General features: G+C 72.5%; 18 protein-coding genes and 1 pseudogene. 10 read left to right on the plus strand and 9 right to left on the minus strand.

Annotation, left to right across the window (positions count from 1 at the left end):
* Positions 1 to 135 precede the first annotated feature (135 nt).
* Positions 136 to 864 (plus strand): GAF and ANTAR domain-containing protein, encoded by a 729-nt coding sequence (locus PSED_RS04690; RefSeq protein ID WP_041759284.1) that lies wholly within the window; start codon positions 136 to 138, stop codon positions 862 to 864.
* A gap of 14 nt (positions 865 to 878) precedes the next feature.
* Here PSED_RS04690 and PSED_RS04695 read toward each other — a convergent pair.
* The 5 genes and pseudogenes from PSED_RS04695 to PSED_RS04715 form a co-directional block, all read right to left on the minus strand.
* Positions 879 to 1,656: pseudogene (locus PSED_RS04695) on the minus strand (DUF899 family protein).
* A gap of 157 nt (positions 1,657 to 1,813) precedes the next feature.
* Positions 1,814 to 2,806: an LLM class flavin-dependent oxidoreductase gene (locus PSED_RS04700; protein WP_013673106.1), complete on the minus strand. Its 993-nt coding sequence runs from the start codon at positions 2,804 to 2,806 to the stop codon at positions 1,814 to 1,816.
* 112 nt (positions 2,807 to 2,918) lie between these two features.
* On the minus strand, positions 2,919 to 3,500 hold the full coding sequence (locus PSED_RS04705) for an arsinothricin resistance N-acetyltransferase ArsN1 family B (RefSeq protein WP_013673107.1): 582 nt from the start codon (positions 3,498 to 3,500) through the stop codon (positions 2,919 to 2,921).
* A 62-nt stretch (positions 3,501 to 3,562) separates the two neighbouring features.
* Positions 3,563 to 4,570 (minus strand): hypothetical protein, encoded by a 1,008-nt coding sequence (locus PSED_RS04710; RefSeq protein WP_013673108.1) that lies wholly within the window; start codon positions 4,568 to 4,570, stop codon positions 3,563 to 3,565.
* A gap of 76 nt (positions 4,571 to 4,646) precedes the next feature.
* Positions 4,647 to 5,027, minus strand: a complete 381-nt coding sequence (locus PSED_RS04715) for an ArsR/SmtB family transcription factor (RefSeq protein ID WP_013673109.1) — start codon at positions 5,025 to 5,027, stop codon at positions 4,647 to 4,649.
* Between the two features lie 74 nt (positions 5,028 to 5,101).
* Between PSED_RS04715 and PSED_RS04720 the strand changes: the two genes are divergently transcribed.
* Entirely contained in the window at positions 5,102 to 5,575 is a 474-nt protein-coding gene (locus PSED_RS04720; RefSeq protein WP_013673110.1) for an ArsI/CadI family heavy metal resistance metalloenzyme, read from the plus strand.
* 72 nt (positions 5,576 to 5,647) lie between these two features.
* Here PSED_RS04720 and PSED_RS04725 read toward each other — a convergent pair whose 3' ends face one another.
* Together PSED_RS04725 and PSED_RS04730 are read right to left on the minus strand one after the other, a co-directional pair.
* A complete protein-coding gene (locus tag PSED_RS04725; protein WP_013673111.1) occupies positions 5,648 to 6,388 on the minus strand; it encodes an alpha/beta fold hydrolase in 741 nt (246 codons plus the stop codon).
* 185 nt (positions 6,389 to 6,573) lie between these two features.
* Positions 6,574 to 7,308: a metallophosphoesterase gene (locus PSED_RS04730; RefSeq protein ID WP_013673112.1), complete on the minus strand. Its 735-nt coding sequence runs from the start codon at positions 7,306 to 7,308 to the stop codon at positions 6,574 to 6,576.
* Between the two features lie 104 nt (positions 7,309 to 7,412).
* On the opposite strand from PSED_RS04730, the gene PSED_RS04735 reads away from it, so the two are divergent.
* From PSED_RS04735 to PSED_RS04745, 3 genes are all read left to right on the plus strand, one after another.
* Complete coding sequence (locus PSED_RS04735; RefSeq protein WP_013673113.1) at positions 7,413 to 7,763, plus strand: MmcQ/YjbR family DNA-binding protein; 351 nt, start codon at positions 7,413 to 7,415, stop codon at positions 7,761 to 7,763.
* Positions 7,764 to 7,927: 164 nt separating this feature from the next.
* On the plus strand, positions 7,928 to 8,182 hold the full coding sequence (locus PSED_RS04740) for a hypothetical protein (RefSeq protein WP_013673114.1): 255 nt from the start codon (positions 7,928 to 7,930) through the stop codon (positions 8,180 to 8,182).
* Between the two features lie 280 nt (positions 8,183 to 8,462).
* A complete protein-coding gene (locus tag PSED_RS04745) occupies positions 8,463 to 8,909 on the plus strand; it encodes a hypothetical protein (RefSeq protein WP_049803310.1) in 447 nt (148 codons plus the stop codon).
* A 2-nt stretch (positions 8,910 to 8,911) separates the two neighbouring features.
* On the opposite strand, the gene PSED_RS04750 is transcribed toward PSED_RS04745, so the two are convergent.
* Complete coding sequence (locus PSED_RS04750) at positions 8,912 to 9,460, minus strand: GNAT family N-acetyltransferase (protein WP_049803311.1); 549 nt, start codon at positions 9,458 to 9,460, stop codon at positions 8,912 to 8,914.
* Between the two features lie 218 nt (positions 9,461 to 9,678).
* Between PSED_RS04750 and PSED_RS04755 the strand changes: the two genes are divergently transcribed.
* Entirely contained in the window at positions 9,679 to 10,515 is an 837-nt protein-coding gene (locus PSED_RS04755; protein ID WP_013673117.1) for a GNAT family N-acetyltransferase, read from the plus strand.
* 11 nt (positions 10,516 to 10,526) lie between these two features.
* Here the strand turns inward: PSED_RS04755 and PSED_RS04760 are convergent, their stop codons facing one another.
* On the minus strand, positions 10,527 to 10,946 hold the full coding sequence (locus PSED_RS04760) for a cupin domain-containing protein (RefSeq protein ID WP_049803312.1): 420 nt from the start codon (positions 10,944 to 10,946) through the stop codon (positions 10,527 to 10,529).
* Between the two features lie 80 nt (positions 10,947 to 11,026).
* On the opposite strand from PSED_RS04760, the gene PSED_RS04765 reads away from it, so the two are divergent.
* The 4 genes from PSED_RS04765 to PSED_RS04780 all read left to right on the plus strand — a co-directional run bounded on the left by PSED_RS04765 (position 11,027) and on the right by PSED_RS04780 (position 14,322).
* Positions 11,027 to 11,647, plus strand: a complete 621-nt coding sequence (locus PSED_RS04765) for a TetR/AcrR family transcriptional regulator (RefSeq protein ID WP_013673119.1) — start codon at positions 11,027 to 11,029, stop codon at positions 11,645 to 11,647.
* Between the two features lie 91 nt (positions 11,648 to 11,738).
* The gene (locus tag PSED_RS04770; protein ID WP_013673120.1) at positions 11,739 to 12,563 is read left to right on the plus strand and encodes an SDR family oxidoreductase; all 825 of its coding nucleotides are present in this window, start codon (positions 11,739 to 11,741) and stop codon (positions 12,561 to 12,563) included.
* Positions 12,564 to 12,591: 28 nt separating this feature from the next.
* Complete coding sequence (locus PSED_RS04775; protein WP_049803610.1) at positions 12,592 to 13,812, plus strand: acyl-CoA dehydrogenase family protein; 1,221 nt, start codon at positions 12,592 to 12,594, stop codon at positions 13,810 to 13,812.
* An 87-nt stretch (positions 13,813 to 13,899) separates the two neighbouring features.
* Positions 13,900 to 14,322, plus strand: coding sequence for a hypothetical protein (locus PSED_RS04780; protein ID WP_041759285.1), 423 nt, complete (start codon positions 13,900 to 13,902; stop codon positions 14,320 to 14,322).
* The last annotated feature ends 18 nt before the right edge of the window (positions 14,323 to 14,340 follow it).

Genomic DNA, 14,340 nt, shown 5'->3' on the forward strand with positions numbered 1-14,340 from the left:
TCCGGCCGGCTCGTGGGTGGAACCGGCCGGACCTGAGACGCCACCCGGACGCGCCCGAGCCGAGCCCTGCGCGCCCCCTACCCACCCACTCCACGAGCCATGCGGGCGATCTTCGATCTGGTTACGATTTTCCGTGTGGCCGGTTCCCAGGACCTCGCCGACACGTTCGCGTCGGTTGCTCGGGCACTGGAGGCAGCGAGCGACCCGACCGAGACCCGCCATGTCGTGACGCGGACGGCGGTCGAGATCGTTCCGGGCTGCGACCACGCGAGCATCTCGCTGATCGCCCGGCGCGGCGGGGTGACCACCGTCGCCGCGACCGACGAGGTCGTCCGACGCGTCGACGCCATCCAGTACCGCCTCGGTGAGGGGCCGGCCCTCGACGCGATCGCCGACCACGCCGTCTACGCGATCGACGACCTCGCGCAGGCGTCGCGGCTGTGGCCCCGCTTCGTCGAGAAGGCGGCGAAGGAGATCGGCGTCGCGAGCATGCTGTGCTTCCGGCTCTACACCGCCGACGACACCGCGGGCGCGTTGAACCTCTACGCGCGGCGCCCTCACGCGTTCACCGGCGAGTCGCGCGCCGTCGGTGCGATCCTCGCCGCGCATGCCGCCGTCGCACTGCTCGCGGCGGGCCAGCACGAGAACGTCGAGAACCTCGAGACCGCGCTGGCCAGCAGCCGGGAGATCGGGACCGCCGTCGGCGTGGTGATGATGCGGCGCAACGTCGCGCGCGACGAGGCGTTCGGCTTCCTGGTCGATGCGTCGCAACGCCTGAACCACAAGCTGCGTGACCTGGCCGAGGTCATCATCGAGGCCCCGGACGTCATCGACCGCCTCGGAGCCCGGGTACGGCAACGCTGAGTGCGGGTCGGCCCTCAGTGGCAGGAACCGTCGCGGCCGAGGGTCTCGACGGGTGTCGCGCCGGGGCGGCCCCACTGCGGGACGGGGCGGCTCGTCGGACCCCAGGTGATGTGTCCGTCCGCGTCGGTGCGCCACGCCGGCGGCCGCCCCTCGGGCCAGCCCTCGGGGTTGGTCTCCCAGGCCTCGCGACGGCCGTAGGGCGTCATGTCGAGCAGGCCGAGCGAGAAGTTGACGCGTTCGTTGCCGCGCCCCGTCGTCGAGTAGGTGAGGAACGTGCGGTCGCCGTCGCGCAGGAAGCACGTGATGTGGCCCATGTCCTCGCCCACCGGCGCCGGCACGTCGCGCACCGAGTACCAGGGGTTCGGTGTAGCCCATGAACTCGACGAAGTCGGCGACCTCGGGCCAGCGGCCCACCGTGAGGACGGCGTAGGAGACGCCGCGGGCGTGGAGGTAGGCGGCGTCGTGCACGTGCCAGGCCGCGGTGGTGCAGCCCTCGCACTGACCCTGGTGCGGCGCGCCGTCCCACCACATGTGCTTGTAGACGACGAGCTCCTCGCGGCCCTGGAACAGGTCCAGGAAGGGGACCGGGCCGTCGGCTCCGACGACCTGCACCGTCCCGTCGAACTCGACCATCGGCAGCCGGCGACGCGCCGCGGCGAGGGCGTCGCCCTCACGGGTGTGGGCCTTCTCGCGGACCAGGAGCTCGGCGCGGGCGGCCTGCCACGTCGCGAGGTCGACGACGGGCGGGCGGCCGGGCCGTGCGGTGGACGGGTGGGGCGGGGCGGTCGTCATGGGGGTCCTCCGGAGTTCGACGCTCTGCGGAGGAGACCGCCGCGCGGGCCGGAACTCATCTGTGAGTCTCGGATCTGTGAGCCGGTCGGCCGCGACCCGGCCGCTGCTGCGCGGACACCACGGGCCCCGGTGCGACCCGGGGCCCGTGTGCCACGCCTCAGCCCGCGTTGACCTTCGGCAGGATCTCCTCCTTGAGCCGCTTGAGGTCGTCCATGGTCTTGGCGACGGGCACGTCGGCGAACGGCGGCCAGATGAGCGGCATCGTCAGCCCGGCCTCCTTGTAGGCCTTGAGCCGGTCGGTGATCTGACCGGCGGTCCCGACCATCAGGTTGGTGACCCGGCCCTGGTCGGACTGGTCGGTCTCCTCGTCGGTGATCACCGTCCACAGCATGCTGCAGACCTCGAGGTCGTCGACCGAGCGCTTGGTGTCGAGCTCGTCGAGCTCTCGCTGGATGGCGCTGCGCCAGTTCTTGATGTCCTCGGGGGAGTCCTGGATGCCGATCCAGCCCGACAGGTTGTACTTCGCGATGCGAGCCGCCGAGCGCTTCGGGTCCTTCAGCCCGGAGAAGAAGATCGGCGGGTGCGGCTTCTGGATCGGCTTGGCGCCGAAGCCGCAGGGCTCGAAGTCGGCGAACTCGCCGTGGTACTCGAAGATGTCGTTGGTCCACACGCCCTGCAGGACCTCGATCGTCTCGCGCACGTGCTTGTGCCGCTTGGGGAAGATGTGCGCGGCGCTCGCGGCGGCGAACTCCTCGGGCATCCAGCCGGAGCCGACACCGACGTTGAGGCGGCCGTCGGAGAGGTGGTCGATCGTCGCCAGCTCGGCGGCGAGGACGCCGGGGGCACGGAACGGGGTGTCGATGATGCTCATCCCGATGCGGACCTTGGTCGTCTTCGCGGCCAGCCACGGGATCAGCGGGAAGCCCTGCAGGAACGTGCCGCGTGCGGCGACCGGCAGCGCGTTGGGCAGCCCCTCCATCATGCCGAAGGGGTACTGCAGCTCCCCGCGGTCCGAGGACTCCGGGACGACGATGCGGTCCAGCGTCCACACGGAGTCGAGGTCGAGGTCCTCGGCGAGGGCGGTGAGGTCCTCGAGATCCTTGACGGTCACCTCGGTGCGGAAGTTCGGCAGGTACAGAGCGAGCTTCATGGAGACGGCCTCCTTGCCGTGCACAGACGGGTCGCTGCTGCGACGCGCGTCCGGTCGGTGCGCCGTCGAGCTCGACCCAGGGACCCCGAGCCTAATGGGAGCGTGGTCCGCGTCACATACCGAGCGGAGCGGTGACCTGGTCGACCGGGCAGCCCTGACCGGGTGGCGCGAGGGGATCGGCGGGGGTGTCCGCCGGTTCGCGCAGCCGCCGCTGCCACCAGCTGATGTCGTGCCAGCGGCCGAGCTTGAAGCCGACGTCGTGCCAGGTCCCGACGTGCGCGAAGCCCAGCGTCCGGTGGAGCCCGATGCTGGCGTCGTTGGGCAGCGTGATGCCGGCGAACGCCTGGATGTGGCCCTGCGCGGCGAGCATGTCGAGCAGGACGCGGTAGAGCTCGCGGCCCAGCCCGGTGCGCCGCGCGGTGAGGTCGACGTACACGCTGACCTCGACGGCCCACCGGTAGGCGGGCCGTTGCCTGAGCTCGCCCGCGTAGGCGTAGCCGACGATGCGGCCGCCGATCTCGCCGACCAGCCACGGCAGCCGCTGCAGGGTGTGGTCGATGCGGCGGGCCATCGTCGCCGTGTCGGGCGGGGTCGTCTCGAACGAGATCGCCGTGTCACGGACGTAGGGCGCGTAGATCGCGGCGACGGCCGCGGCGTCGGAGGCCGTCGCGAGCCGGATCGTCGGGGTGCTCACGTCGACGAGTCTGCGGCACGGCCGCGGACGGGTTCCGCCGCAGCGCGGCACGTCACAGCGGGTCAGGTGGGTGCGGCCGGACCGAGGACGACGTCCCCGCGCGCGGCGTGCTCGACCGTGAGCCAGGTTCCTCGGTCGACGCGCGCGGCGTAGCCGGCGTGGCCGGGGGAGCCGGGTGGCCAGGCGCGCAGGAGGTCGTCGTGCCAGCGGTCGTGGTCGTAGCGGACGGGTACCGCGTCGACCCGCAGGCCGTCGACTGCGACGCCGTAGAGACCGTCGGCCGGCGGGCGCGGGTCGGCGCAGATGCGCGTCATGACCCCGAACCGCCGACCGCGGAAGGTCGGCAGCCCCGCGCACCCGTTGTTGGCGACGACGTACCGGCGGCCGCCGGCGACGTGGTCCTGGATGTACGGCAGCCCCGTGTGGGTGCAGCACAGCGTGGTGACGTCGGCGCGCCGGCACCAGTCGACGACGGTCTCCGGTGTGGTGGCCGTCCCCGCGAAGCCGGTGGCCGTGCGGGCGCTGTGGTCGGGCGGGTCGACGGCCTCGAGCGCGAGGCGCCAGCCGGCGAGGCTCTCGGGGTCGCCGTGGACGACGCCGACGCGGTGGCCGCCGACGTCGACGGTCAGATGGCGGGGCAGCGCGGCGAGCCGCTCGCGGGCGGCGGTCGGCCCGGCGGACCCGCGCAGCCGGGCCACGACGAGGTTGGAGTTCGTGACGACGTCGTCGGCGACGTAGGAGGGGTAGTCGCAGCCGCACCCCACGGTGTCGTCGGGGGCGGTCAGGGCGTACTCGACGTTGCCGAGGGTGGCGTGGTGGTCGTGGACGCCGGCCTCGATCGCGGCGAACCGGTCGGGCTCGACGTCGAGGTAGTGGAAGTCGCCGTTGAACACGATCTCGGGTGGGGACGGTTCCTCGGCGGCCCGGGCGAGCACCGCGTCGAGCGCCCGGGTGTTGCCGTAGAGCCCGCCGACGACGTAGAGCGTCGAGGTCGCGAACGCGACCGGCCCGGCCAGGTCCTCGGGCCGGTACCGGTAGGCGACGGGACAGCTGCGTCCCGGGGTGGCCACGGCTACACCACCCGGTCCGCGACGAGGACGCGCCCGACGCCGTCGGCGAGCAGCCGACGGCGGAGCGGGAGCGGGGTCACGTCGCCGGGGCGAGGTCGAGCAGGTCCGCGACCTCGCCCAGCCGCTGCGGGACCGCCCGGTAGTAGACCCAGGTCCCGCGCCGCTCGCCGGTGATCAGCCCGGCCTCGCGCAGCACCTTGAGGTGATGGGAGATGGTCGGCCCGCTGAGGTCGAAGACGCCGGTCAGCTCGCACACGCAGGCCTCCCCGCCGTGGTGGGAGGCGATCATCGACAGCAGCCGCAGCCGCACCGGGTCGCCCATCGCCTTGAACACCCGGGCGAGCTCCACCGCGCGGTCCTCGCCGAGCGGCTCGCGCGTCAACGGCGAGCAGCACGCCTCCGACGCGCGGGGCCCGGGCGCGGGGACGTCACTGATCGGGAGCGTCTGCTTCGACATGTTTCTAGGTTGACAGCCGTCGAATCAGGGTGCAACCTCGTGCTTCGATATCCATCGAATCAAGGAGGAGTGGGATGTCTCGGGTGCAGCTCGCCCTGCGGGTCTCCGACCTGGAGGGCTCGATCGACTTCTACCGGTCGCTGTTCGGCGTCGAGCCGGCCAAGCGCCGTCCCGGGTACGCGAACTTCGCGATCGCCGAACCGCCGCTGAAGCTGGTGCTCATCGAGGGCCCGGCAGGTGGGCCGACCGTCATGGACCACCTCGGTGTGGAGGTCGGGACGGCCGACGAGGTGCACGCGGCCACGGAGCGCCTGTCCGGGCTGGGCCTGGCCACCCGCGTCGAGGACGACACCACGTGTTGTTACGCGCTGCAGGACAAGGTGTGGGTGCACGGGCCGGGCCGCGAGCCGTGGGAGGTCTACACGGTGAAGGCCGGCGCGCCCGACGCCACGTCGATCCACCCCGTCGGGGCGCGGCCCGACGCGTCGTGCGAGTGCGGGGTGCCGGCCGCGGCGACCGGCACCGCCGCCGTCGAGTGCTGCGGCTGAGCCGCTGCCCTACCGGGTCTGCGTGGCCCTGTGAGTGGCGATAGTCGCTGTAGCGACTATCGCCACCCACGGTCAGCTCAGGAGATGGCGGACGAAGAACCGCGTCGCGCTGTCGGACTCGAACCGCGGGACCTCCTTGTGGCGGCCCGCGTTGGCGTGCAACGTCTTCTGTGTCGAGCCGAAGGCGTCGAACAACGCCAGGCCCTGCTCACGAGGGATGTGCTCGTCGTCCCACTGCATCACGAACTCCAGCGGGACGGTGATCTCCTTCGCGGCGGGGGCCACGGAGTCGTGCCAGAAGACGCCGAACACCGCCGCGGCGATCCGTGGTTCGGCGGCCACGAGCGGGATGCCGATCGCGGTGCCCATGTTCAGCCCGAAGTACCCGACGGGGCCGGCACCGATCTCGGGGAGTCGTTGCAGCGCATCGAGTGTCGCCCGCCATTCCGGGACGGCGCGGCGCGCGATGTCGGCGTTGTACTCCTCGACGACCGGACCGACCGGGTCGCCCGCCGCCATCAGTCGCTGCATGATCTCGACCTGTTCCTCGTCGTAGGCCGAGCGCGGCCGGTCGCCGTGCGCGGGGGCGTCGAGGGTGACGGCGCTGAGCCCGCCGTCGAGCACGAGCTTGTGCGCCCGGCCCGACATCCCGGCCGCCCGCTTGTGGGTGCCGCCGCCGTGGCCGAGCAGCACGAGCGGACCGGTCGGGCCCGTCTCGGCGGACCAGAGGACACCGGGCACGTCGTCTACGACGAAATCGCGTTCGAGCACGCCGTCGGACGAGGTACGGGTCGTGAATTCGATTGGTTTCATGGCAGTCGCCTCTCGGGAGTGGGTGCTCCCGGCGACCATTTCGTCAGCCGACCGCCCGCGACGACGGGAGGAGCACCCGGATCGATGGAACGTTCACAGGTCTCACCCCCTCGGTGTGTGTCACGGACGAACGAAAGGCTAAACCAGGCGGTTCCGGCCGGGCCACCGAATTTCGCCGCGGAAACTCACACGTCCGGCAATAGCCGGAAATGGGTGGTGAGCCGATCGCCGTCGAGGACGTGAAAGGCCAGCCCGGGCGGGAGCCGGTCGTCGAGCAGGATCGGTCCCTCCCACGGCAGCCGCAGGCCCGACCGCACCCCGGGCGCGACGACGAGCGGCCTGCCGCCGAACGTCGTCACCGCCGGGGTGTGCGCGTGCCCGCACAGCAGGGCGACGACCTGCGGGTTCGCCCTCAGAAGTGCGTCGAGGCGTTCCGACGAGCGCTGGCGGATCGCGTCGATCTCCGGGCTGTGCAGGGGCGTGGGCGGGTGGTGGAAGGCGAGCAAGGTGGGGGTGGCGGGCGCGTCGGCGAGCAGTTCGGACAGCCGGTCGGCCGTCCACGCCGTCAGCTCGCCGCCGGCCTCGCCCGGGATCGTCGAGTCGTACAGGACGATGCGTGCGCCGGGCAGGTCGTGCGCCCCGACCACCGGCTCGTCGCCCGTGCCGCCGAGCAGTGTCCGGCGGTAGGCGGCGCGGTCGTCGTGGTTGCCGGGGCAGTGCAGCGCCCCGCGGTCGCCGAGCAGGTCGCGCACCTCGCGGTACTCGTCGTCGGTGCCGTGGTCGGTGAGATCGCCGGTGACCAGCATCGCGTCCACGCGCCGGGGCAGCGCGTCGATGTGGGCGAGCACCCTGGCGGCCCGCTCGCGGGCGCGGGCGCTGCCGTCGAGATGCAGGTCGCTGAGGTGGGCCAGCAGGAGCATGGGCCCATCCTGGCCGCCGCGACGGACGGGCGCGTGGGAATGTCCGGGTCGCGCGCGATACTGCGCGGAGCCACGTGCTGGGCGGGATCACGTGTGGAGGACAAGTGGCCGACGCCGAGGACGTGCGCAGGCTCGCGCTCGCGCTGGACGACGTCGAGGAGATCGACAGCGAGGGCTTCGACTTCCGGGTGGGCGGCAAGGGATTCGTCTGGTCCTACCCGGAGCGGGTACCGGGCCGGCGGCGGGTGATCCGCACCGACGTCGCCGTGCTGTACGTCGGCGACGAGGCCGAGAAGCAGGCGCTGCTGCTCGGCGAGCCCGACCTGTTCTTCACCGCCCCGGGTTACGACGGGTTTCCGCTGGTCATGGTGCGTCTCGAGGCGCTCGACGAGGCGCGGCTCGCCGAGCTGGTCGGCGACGCGTGGGCCATGCGCCGCGGGCCGGCAGCCGACTGACCGGCACGTGGGGTTTGCCCCCGCCGCGGCTCGGGGGTTCGGTCCGGTCAGGTCGGGGGCCTGCTCGGTCCTCATCGTGGCAGGAACCGGGCAAAGTATTTCTCAACGGACGGGGCGACATCGAAAAGTCACTCCGAACACACGAGAAAAATGGGAGCCCACCGATGTTCAAGAGCAGCTGCCACTCCAAGTCCCGCGACCACGACTACGACCACAAGTGGGACAGCAAGTGGGACGACAAGTGCGACGACAAATACGACAAGTACGACAAATGGAATGACTGCGACGACAAGTACGGAAAGTACGACGACTGCTGGGACGACAAGTACGGCAAGTGCGACGACGACTACGGCAAGGACAAGTGGGACGACGACAAGTGGGGCTGCCACGACGACAAGTACTCCCACTACAACAGCTGAGCCCGGCCCGGGCGGCGAGAATCGGCCGGTGACGACACCTGTGGGGGCGTCGCCGAGCCGGCCGTCCGGCGACCGACTCGATGCGCGTTCGGGGCACGGGCCGCCCGGACGCGCATCGGTGTGCGTGCCGCACTACCTCTCCGGGCTCCGCGCTCGACCTCGACGCCACGGCCGTGCGACGGTCGTGGCATCGTCGTCCGCGGACGGGTGCGCTGTGGGAGGGCAGGATCGGCGCCGACACACGTCCGACCTGCGGATGGGGGGAGATGTCCTGAGTACCGTGCTGGATCCCCGGCTGCCCGCGCCGTTCGCCCGCGAGCTCGCCGCCGACGACAACGAGGGCTTCACGATCGCCCTGCTCACCGTCGCCGACGGCGGCTGGCCGCACCAGGCGCTGATCAGCGTGGGCGAGATCGTCGCGCTCGACGACGTCCGGCTCCGGCTCGCGACCTGGCCGGCCAGCACCGCCACCCGCAACCTGCTCGCGACCGGGCGCGCCACGCTCGTCGCGGTCGTCGACGCCGAGGTGTTCGCGGTACGCGTGGAGGTCGCCCCCCGCGAGAGCGGGCTGGAGCTGCAGGTGTTCGACGGGCGCGTCGTCGAGGCCCGCTCCGACACCGCGCCGTACGCGACGGTCGAGTCCGGCATCCGGTTCCGGCTGCACGACCCCGCGGCCGTGAGCTCACGCTGGCGCGCGACCCGGTCGGCGCTGCGCTCGCTGGGCTGACCTCACGCCACGTCCGAGCGCAGCAGCGAGTACATGTACATGTCCCGGCGCTCGGTGCCGACCACCTCCCAGGCGCGCATGAGACCTTCGCGATGGAAGCCCGCGGTCTCGGCCGCCCGCCACGAACCCTTGTTCCAGGGCTCGACGTAGAGCTCGAGCCGCTCGACCTCGGGCAGCGTGAGGGCCCAGGGGGACAACGTCTGCAGGGCGCGGGTCGCCAGCCCGCGGCGGCGGTTGCGCGCGAGCACCCAGTAGCCGATCCGCGCCCGGCCGGGCCCGACGCCGAGGAACCAGAGCCCGATCTGCCCGAGCGGCTCGTCGGTGTCGGAGTCGGCGATGACGAACGGATAGCCGACCCGGTCGGTGACCCGGGCGTACTGCAGCCGGATCCACGCCCGTGCCCGGAACTCGTCGGCGCAGGCGGGGACCGTCGTCACGCGGGGGATGGCGCCGTCGCAGGACGCCTCGACGACCATCGGGAGGTCGTGTTCGCAGAACCCGCGCAGCACGAGCCCGTCGGCGTCGAGCCGCGGCACCCGCGTCTCACCCACAATCGGACAGAGTAGGACGAAGTAGACGTCGGGTCGATGTGGGTCATGGGGCGTGCGGCGCAGGACCTCGGCCGCGACCACACTGCTGTCGCGCGGCGCCCCGACGACGGCGGGGTTACGCCGGTCGTGGTGCGCGCAACCCCGGCGCGCCGAGACGCCGCGACGGCGACGGTGCGGTTGCGCGGGACGGGGATCGGGGCGGGGCAGGATGTGTGCCCATGGGGATCGAGGTCCGCGACGCCCGTGCCGACGACGATGCCGCACTCGCCCGCATCGACGTCCTGACCTGGACCTCCGCCGGCTCACCCGCGCCGCCCCCGGCACCGGGTACGCCGTTCTTCTCCGACCGCACGCGTCCGGACGACGTCCTGGTCGCCGAGGTAGACGGCGCGGTCGCGGGCTACGTCGCGCTCGGCGACACCCTGCCCATCCCGGCGCACCGGCACGTTCGTGAGATCCGGGGCCTCGCGGTCGACCCCGGGCTGGGGAGGCGCGGGGTCGGGAGGGCGCTGGTGCTCGCCGCCGTCGACCGGGCGGCGCGGGCGGGCGCGGTCAAGGTGGGCTTGCGCGTCCTCGGCCCCAACACGGGGGCGCGCCGGCTGTACGCGAGGTGCGGGTTCGGCATCGAGGGCGTGCTGCGCGGCGAGTTCCGCATCGACGGCGTCCTCGTCGACGACGTCCTCATGGCGACGTTCCCCGGCGGCGAGCCCCCGCGGCCGGCGGCCCGGTCCGCAGCGCCGCCCGGGCAGCGGCCGGAGTCGTCGTCGTGGGAGCGGGCCGACCGGCTCGACGAGACGCGCAGGCGGCTGCGCACGCTCGAGGCACTGGCCGCGGCGCTGCGCAGGCCCGCCGACGTCGCCGCCGCCGTGACCGCCGCGCCCGACCGACCCACGGCCGCGGCCGCGTTGCAGGAGCTGCTCGGCGTCGCGGCGGACGAGGCGCACGCCGTCCTGCAGATGCAGTGGGGCCGGCTGACCGGCGACACCCTGCCGAGGATCGAGGAGGACGTCCGGGAGCTGCGCGCAGACCTGCGCGATCTCGGCGACGACCGCTGACGCGCGGCGCGCTACGGGACGATCACGCCGTTGTGGCGGCGGTAGATCTCGGCGACCACGTCGGGGTCGGGGGGTCCCGAGGCGGGCAGGGCCGCGCCGATCTCGGCCATGAAATCCAGCGCCGACGCCGGGCTCCAGATGCCGAGCACCTTGGCCGGGGTGTCGCCCGGGTTCGCGAACGTGTGCCGGATCCCGCGCTCGGCGAGGATCAGCGTGCCGGGCGGTGCGGGCACCGGGTCGGAGCGCCCCGTCAGGTAGGTGAGCTCGCCGTCGAGGACGTAGATCGCCTCGTCGAACCCGTGGTGGATGTGCGGTGGCGGACCGCCGAACCCGGCGGGGATCGTCATCTCGCAGAAGGCGAGCGCGTCGGTGGCGCCCAGGACGGGCACGGTCTCGCCGGCGTAGGGGAGCTGACGCGGGGCGTCGGTCATCTCGGCAGTCTGGTCCGGTGCGGCGGCCGTCGACAAGCCGCACTCTAATGTTGAACTCGAATTCAGGATAGGGTCACCGCATGGACGTGGGGCGGGAGACGCGCGAGCTGCCGCGCACGGCGCGGGGACTGCGCACCCGGGCGGCGCTGGTGGCGGCGGCCCGGCGGGTGTTCGAGCGCGACGGCTACATCGACGCGCGGCTCACCGACATCACGGCGGAGGCCCGCTGCGCGGTGGGCTCGTTCTACACGTACTTCGCGAACAAGGAGGAGATCTTCGCCGCGGTCCTCGAGGAGGCCAAGGAGGAGATGCTCCACCCGAACGTCCGGGAGATGACGGGCACCGACGACCCGGTCGCCGTCATCGAGGCCGCCAACCGTGCCTACCTGGAGGCATACGCGCGCAACGCCAGGCTCATGCGGCTGCTCGACCAGGTCGCCGACATCGACGAGGGCGTCCGGGAGTTGCGCCGCAGGCGCAGCGAGGCCTTCACCCGGCGCAACGCCAGGGCGATCCGCGAGCTGCAGGTGCGCGGGGTCGCCGATCCGGAGCTCGACGCGCTGCTGGCCGCGACGGCCCTGTCGAGCATGGTCAGCCGGATGGCGCAGCTGACGTTCGTGCAGGGCGAGCCGTGGGAGCTCGACGAGCTGGTCGAGACCCTCACGCGGCTGTGGACGAACGCGCTGCGGATCACCGGGTGAGCGTGTGCCGGGTGAGGTCGCGCCCACACCGGCATTGAACCTGAATTTGATTTCATCTATATCTTCGAGGGAAGTCGACGAGGAGGTCGCAGTGCGGGTCGCGGGAAAGGTCGCCGTCGTCACCGGCGGAGGAGGCGGGATCGGGGCCGCACTGGCCGCAGCGCTCTCCGGGGCGGGCGCGCGCGTCGTCGTCTCCGACGTCGACGGCGCCGCGGCCGACCGGGTCGCCGCCGAGGCCGATGCCGCCGCGGGCGCGCACGTCGCCGTCGGGGCCGCCGCCGACGCCGCGGACGCCACGGCGATCGCCGGGCTGATCGCGCTCGCGGAGCGGGAGTTCGGCCCGGTCGACGTGTACTGCGCGAACGCCGGGATCGGGCCGAAGGGTGGCCTCGACGCCACCGAGGACGAGTGGGACCGCACGATCGACGTCAACGTCCGCGCGCACGTCCGGGCCGCGAAGCTGCTCGTCCCGGGCTGGCTCGAGCGCGGCGAGGGCTACTTCGTCGCCACGGCGTCCGCGGCGGGCCTGCTCACCCAGATCGGGTCCGCGGCCTACGCCGTCAGCAAGCACGCCGCCGTCGGCTTCGCCGAATGGCTCTCGATCACCTACGGCGACCGGGGCGTGCGGGTGAGCTGCCTGTGCCCGATGGGGGTCGACACCGACATGCTGCGCGCGGCGACGACGTCGGACGACCCGATGGGGGCCGCGGCCGGACGCTCGGTCGTCGAGGCGGGCTCGGTGCTGCAGCCGGCCGAGGTCGCCGAGAGCGTCCTCGCTGCGATCGACGACGAGCGCTTCCTCGTGCTGCCGCATCCCGAGGTGCTGGAGATGTACCGCCGCAAGGGGTCCGATTACGACCGGTGGCTGCGCGGGATGCGCCGCTACCAGGCGTCGCTGCTCGCCCCCGAGTCCTGACCCGCAGAAGAGAGGAACGTCCGTGTCGATGTTCGAGATCTCCGACCGTGCCAAGGCCGTCGAGGCCGACCTGCGGGAGTTCATGGACTCCCACGTCTACCCGGCAGAGGCCGTCTACGAGCAGCAGATGCTCGAGGCGGGCGACCCGCACCACCACCCGCAGATCATCGAGGACCTCAAGGCCGAGGCGAAGAAGCGCGGGCTGTGGAACCTGTTCCACCCGCACCCCGACTGGGGCCCGGGGCTGACCAACCTCGAGTACGCGCCGCTCTGCGAGATCATGGGGCGCAGCGCGTTCATCGCGCCGGAGGTCTTCAACTGCAGTGCCCCCGACACCGGCAACATGGAGGTGTTCACGCTCTTCGGCAGCGAGGAGCACAAGGAGCGCTGGCTGCGTCCGCTGCTCGACGGCACGATCCGCTCGGCCTTCGCGATGACCGAGCCCGCGGTCGCGAGCTCCGACGCGACGAACGTCGAGCTGCGCATGGAGCGGGACGGCGACGAGTACGTCCTCAACGGGCGCAAGTGGTTCGCCTCCAACGCGCTGCACGCCAACTGCAAGGTGCTCATCGTCATGGGCAAGACCGATCCCGACGCGCTGCCGCACCGGCAGCAGTCGATGATGGTCGTGCCGATCGACGCGCCCGGCGTGGAGATCGTGCGCAACCTGACCGTCTTCGGCTACGCCGACCGCGAGGGCCACGCCGAGATCACGTTCACCGACGTCCGGGTCCCGGAGAAGGACGTCCTCAAGGGTGAGGGTGAGGGCTTCGCGATCGCGCAGGCCCGGCTCGGCCCCGGCCGCATCCACCACTGCATGCGCACGATCGGCGTCGCCGAGCGTGCACTGGAGCTCATGTGCCGGCGCGCCGACTCCCGCGTCACCTGGGGGCAGCCGCTCTCGGAGCGCGCGAACATCCAGGACTGGATCGCCGAGGCCCGCATCGACATCGAGATGATCCGCCTGCTGACGCTCAAGGCCGCGCATCTGATGGACACCGTCGGCAACAAGGCCGCGCGCACCGAGATCGCCGCGATCAAGGTGGCCGCGCCGAACATCGCGCTGACGATCATCGACCGGGCCATCCAGGTGCACGGCGCCGGCGGCGTCACCGGCGACTTCCCGCTGGCCGCGGCCTACGCCCACGTGCGGACGCTGCGGCTCGCCGACGGGCCCGACGAGGTCCACAAGCGGGCCATCGCCCGTCAGGAGCTGCGCCGGCACCGCGACACCGCCGACGCGGGCTGAGCCGTCGGGGTGACCGGTGCCCCGTCCGGCGGGAAAGTGCCGGTGGGAGGGGGTGCCCGGGCCCCCGCCCGGGTATCGTCACGGGCCGTGGCGGGTGACAGTCCGCTGTGGGTGGGCCTGACGATCTACGCGCTGGTCACGCTCGCGCCGACGCTGATCTTCTGGGCGGCACTCAAGGTGCCGGCCGCGGTCGCCGCGCGCCGTCGCAGGACCGCGCCGCCGCCACCGGCCCGGCCCCCGATCGAGGAGCTGGTGTCGGACCTGCGCCGGCTGCGCCGCGGTCTGCGCGACGGCGTACCCCGCACCCGGGTGCGCCGCGTCGCGCTCCAGTCCGCCTACGACGACGTGCTCCTGGACGTGTGCCGGGCCGTCGGGGTCGACGCGACACGGCTGGCCGCGACGCCCGAGCACGGCTCGGAGCGGGCGTTCGCGCGCCTGGTCGCCGAGGCCGACGTCGAGTCCGCGGGCATCGAGCTCGACCCACCGGGGGAGGAGCGCACCGCGGCGTGACCGGCGACACGCGTCGCC

The sequence above is a fragment of the Pseudonocardia benzenivorans CB1190 genome (assembly GCF_000196675.2).
Classification (GTDB): domain Bacteria; phylum Actinomycetota; class Actinomycetes; order Mycobacteriales; family Pseudonocardiaceae; genus Pseudonocardia; species Pseudonocardia benzenivorans.

What these genes read in the sequence shown, in the direction of transcription:
- PSED_RS04700 (WP_013673106.1), bottom strand. Translation starts at nt 2,806, where the DNA reads ATGAAGCTCGCTCTGTACCTGCCGAACTTCCGCACCGAGGTGACCGTC.
- PSED_RS04715 (WP_013673109.1), bottom strand. Translation starts at nt 5,027, where the DNA reads ATGTCGAAGCAGACGCTCCCGATCAGTGACGTCCCCGCGCCCGGGCCC.
- PSED_RS04720 (WP_013673110.1), top strand. Translation starts at nt 5,102, where the DNA reads ATGTCTCGGGTGCAGCTCGCCCTGCGGGTCTCCGACCTGGAGGGCTCG.
- PSED_RS04725 (WP_013673111.1), bottom strand. Translation starts at nt 6,388, where the DNA reads ATGAAACCAATCGAATTCACGACCCGTACCTCGTCCGACGGCGTGCTC.
- PSED_RS04730 (WP_013673112.1), bottom strand. Translation starts at nt 7,308, where the DNA reads ATGCTCCTGCTGGCCCACCTCAGCGACCTGCATCTCGACGGCAGCGCC.
- PSED_RS04740 (WP_013673114.1), top strand. Translation starts at nt 7,928, where the DNA reads ATGTTCAAGAGCAGCTGCCACTCCAAGTCCCGCGACCACGACTACGAC.
- PSED_RS04755 (WP_013673117.1), top strand. Translation starts at nt 9,679, where the DNA reads ATGGGGATCGAGGTCCGCGACGCCCGTGCCGACGACGATGCCGCACTC.
- PSED_RS04760 (WP_049803312.1), bottom strand. Translation starts at nt 10,946, where the DNA reads ATGACCGACGCCCCGCGTCAGCTCCCCTACGCCGGCGAGACCGTGCCC.
- PSED_RS04765 (WP_013673119.1), top strand. Translation starts at nt 11,027, where the DNA reads ATGGACGTGGGGCGGGAGACGCGCGAGCTGCCGCGCACGGCGCGGGGA.
- PSED_RS04775 (WP_049803610.1), top strand. Translation starts at nt 12,592, where the DNA reads ATGTTCGAGATCTCCGACCGTGCCAAGGCCGTCGAGGCCGACCTGCGG.